The organism is Candidatus Sordicultor fermentans (assembly GCF_012728195.1).
Lineage (GTDB): Bacteria > Atribacterota > Atribacteria > Atribacterales > Caldatribacteriaceae > Sordicultor > Sordicultor fermentans.
In genome coordinates, this window is the sequence record NZ_JAAYFP010000201.1 from 1 (window position 1) to 3,572 (window position 3,572).

Consider the following 3,572-nt stretch of genomic DNA (forward strand, 5'->3'; position numbering starts at 1 on the left):
AACGAGGAGGAATCATGGATTTACTTATTACAAATAAAACATCTACTAGCTCTACTAAAGAGTATATCTATAAAACGTTAAAGAAGAACATCGTCGAGATCAAGCTTAAACCAGGAGAAAACATTACTGAGAAAGGAATCGCAGAAATATTTGGTGTAAGCAGAACGCCAGTTAGAGAAGCGTTTATTAAGTTGACCCAAGAAGGGTTGCTTGAGGTTTACCCTCAAAGAGGTACACGGGTTTCTTTGATTGACTTAGATAGAGTTGAAGAAGCAAGATTTACACGAGAGAATCTGGAAAAAGCAGTTATGAAGATAGCCTGTCAAAATTTTCCATCTGATTTGCTTTTCGAATTGAGATCTAACCTCAACGCACAAAATTTCTGTGCGAAGGAAAAAAATTATTTGAGACTGTTCCACCTCGACGAGGAATTTCATCGTATTATTTTTGAAGGTTGTAACAAAGAAAGAATTTGGTTTCTTATTAGTCAGATAAGTTTGGATTTTAATCGAACTAGGATTCTTAAATTGTCGTCAAATTTTAGTTTGGACAAGATAATTTTACAACACCAGAAAATAGTAAAGGCAATTATGGAAAGCAAACCTATTGATGGTGAAAAAACAATAGAAGAGCATTTAAATAAAATTGATATCGATTTCAATAAGCTAAAGCTATTATACCCTAGTTATTTTAAAAATGGTATTGAATCATAAAATGGATCCATATCGAGCTTTGTTTGTGTTTATGAAGCAATTTTTAGGATTTTTTATGTTTTTTATTTTGAATTGTCGAAAAAAGATAAGTGATGTAAATGTCATTGTGAATAGCGTTTTTTCCTATTGGGAGAGCATAAAGGCTTTTTCTATAATGGAAGTTATGAAAATTTAATATTTAAACTTAGGCTGTCTTTTTCTGTCATAGGATTTAAGTACTTATGAATATTATTTTTCAATAAGCTCTTAAGAAAGTGGTAGATAGTGGAAATATTGCAGAAGTTCTTTTTAAGCAAAATTAATTGATGTGTCGGCTCAATGTATTGGAGGGCAAGAAGATGAACACTAATCCTTTATATTTGACGGTTAATGCTCACGAAGCAATCAAACCTTGGATCGTCGCGGGCCCCTTTTATCAAGATGTGTCTGATAAGGTTAAAACAATGACTTTCTTCGAAAATCCTTATTCTTCTGCTGGAAAGGATGTGATGCTTGAAATCGTGGAAGAAGCAAAAAAGATTTTTTTGTCTCCAGCGAGCGAAGGACAATTAATATCTTTCGCTGACAAAAGTGATTATTGGAGGTTACTCCGAAAACATGAAGGAATTTTTTCTTGGGGTCGTTATAATTTTTCCAATCATTGTTGTTCTGTTTTCTTATCCACTACTTTTGCTCTAAAACATAAAGGAGTAAAACAGTTTGAACTATTAACAAGCGGACGTACTTTGATTGGCTTTAATGGGAGAATGGTCTTTGACTCAGAAGATTACTCACCAATAGAAGCAATAGAGTTTGGTTATGGTTACCTTTACAGATATAAGTTCGATGCAACTCTAATGGCTGGTTTAAACACGGTATCAGTAGCACTTTTCCGCATGGGGCGGACTTCTTCGGTGAGTTTTTCTCTTAGATGCAATGATGAGATAGAAGCTTGCAGCCCCCTTCCCGAGGGTATTACAAAGGAACTGCGAGATCGAATTGAAGAGGAAGTAAGCTCGATTCGACTTGAACGCGATGTTTTTTATCCGGAGCATACTGTTGGTTTCTCAATTAAAAAACTATTAATTCCTAAAGTCCGATTAAAAGCACAACTGCTATCTATAGACGGTAGGATGCTTAAAGAGGTAACCTTAAATGAAGGAAATAAAGTGGTTTTCTGCTCTGGGGCAGAGATTCCTGATGGTGAGTACGAGGTAAAATGCATATGGGAAGACGACCAAGGGCAATTTATTACGAGTACTGATTTCAACATCGCAAAAATAGTTCCTACACCAACACTTAAAGGTTTTGATTTTTTTGATGAAAGAAAGAAAAGAACGCTCGAACATTTCACTGAAAATCCAAATTTTCTTTTTGATGAACTTTGGAGCCCTGTTGCAGGATATATTTTGGGACAACGTGAGCAAATTTGGGCTCAAGTTGCCAGGTACAGTCAAGGTTTATACGAGGAAATAGATGAAAAAGTTATCATTGATACCTGTAAATTCATTATGGAACGAAGGGACTGTTCAGAATTCCTTTTACAAGCAATAATTCGCTTGATGTACTGGGAAAAAGAAAATCCTAGTCTTAAATTTGAAGTTAGAGAACTTATGAAAAGTGTAATATTGGGTTTTAGATATTGGGTGGATGAGCCTGGTGAAGCGCTAATGCATATGGGTTCTGAGAATCATCGTTTACTTCTTCACTCAGCAGAATTTCTTGCAGGTCAGTTGTTCCCTAGTGAAGAATTTACCAATAGTCATCAGCGAGGGCTGTATCATGCTACAAAGGGAAGATTGTATCTTAGTGAATGGTTGAAGTAGAGAGGCAAATTCGGTTTCGATGAATGGAATTCAAATTGTTACTATACTGTTAATCTTGCTCCTTTAACAAATGTTTATGACTTTGCCCCGCAGGAGGATTGTACCCTTCGGCAGTTGGTTAAACAGCTGCTCGACTACATGTTTTTTATCCTTGCCGAAGATACATTTCATGGAATTTTTGGTTCATCCTGTGGAAGAACATATGCTTCCTATGTTAAATATCCGGATTTTCAATATACTGGATCTCTCAATTGGTTGTTGTACGGAGAAGGAAGCTTATGGGGTGGAACTGGCATGGGAGCAGTAAGCTTAGCTACTAGTACATATAGACCACCAGAAATCCTAGCAAAGATAGCTGCTGACCATTCTCCAAATGAATCTCTTCAGAGACAAGGATTCGAATTTCCTGCTAATCTAGTTATTTATCGAACACCCGATTACATGCTTTCAAGCTTGCAAGACTATCAAAAAGGGAACTGTGCTCCTCAAACCCATGTAGCACAATTAACCTTTGAGAACAAAGCGGTAATCTTTTGGTCGTGCCCCTATACTTCTGAAGAAGGACCAGGTTTACGTCCCGATTATTGGTCAGGGAATGTAGCTCTTCCAAGGGCTATCCAGTTTCGCAATGTGCTCGCGTTAATTTGGCATGAAAATAGATTTTCTTGGATGAACCACTGCTTTTTTGAGCCTTCAAAGTTTGATGAAATAAAAGTCGAAGGGAGGTGGTTATTTGCGAGAGCAAGAAAGGGGTATGTCGGCATCTTTTCAAAATATGGAATGTCCTTTGGGCAAAGTGGGCCTTACGCTGGTAGAGAATTAATCTGTTACAATCCCAACAACATCTGGCTAGTAGAATGTGGATGCGAGGATGAATGGGGTTCGTTCGAGAAATTTGTCGAAAAAATTAAGACAGCACAAATTGTTGAAAGTAATGAAGATATACTTTATGATTCTCCTTCAGTTGGAAAATTTGTCGTGGGATGGAACACGAATCCCGTTGTAGATGGGGTTTCAATCGAGTTGCAAGATCGCTTTCTCATTAAAAGTACAT

The 3,572-nt window shown here is 36.9% G+C and carries 2 protein-coding genes and 1 pseudogene; all 3 read left to right on the forward strand.

Annotated elements, in window-relative coordinates:
• Positions 1-713, forward strand: a 713-nt coding sequence (locus tag GXZ17_RS09960; protein ID WP_409377133.1) for a GntR family transcriptional regulator, incomplete at its 5' end; no start/stop codon positions are given.
• A gap of 338 nt (positions 714-1,051) precedes the next feature.
• Positions 1,052-2,518: a hypothetical protein gene (locus GXZ17_RS09965; RefSeq protein ID WP_409377134.1), complete on the forward strand. Its 1,467-nt coding sequence runs from the start codon at positions 1,052-1,054 to the stop codon at positions 2,516-2,518.
• Positions 2,519-2,632: 114 nt separating this feature from the next.
• A pseudogene (locus GXZ17_RS09970) lies at positions 2,633-3,572 on the forward strand (hypothetical protein); the annotation flags it as partial.

What these genes read in the sequence shown, in the direction of transcription:
- GXZ17_RS09965 (WP_409377134.1), top strand. Translation starts at nt 1,052, where the DNA reads ATGAACACTAATCCTTTATATTTGACGGTTAATGCTCACGAAGCAATC.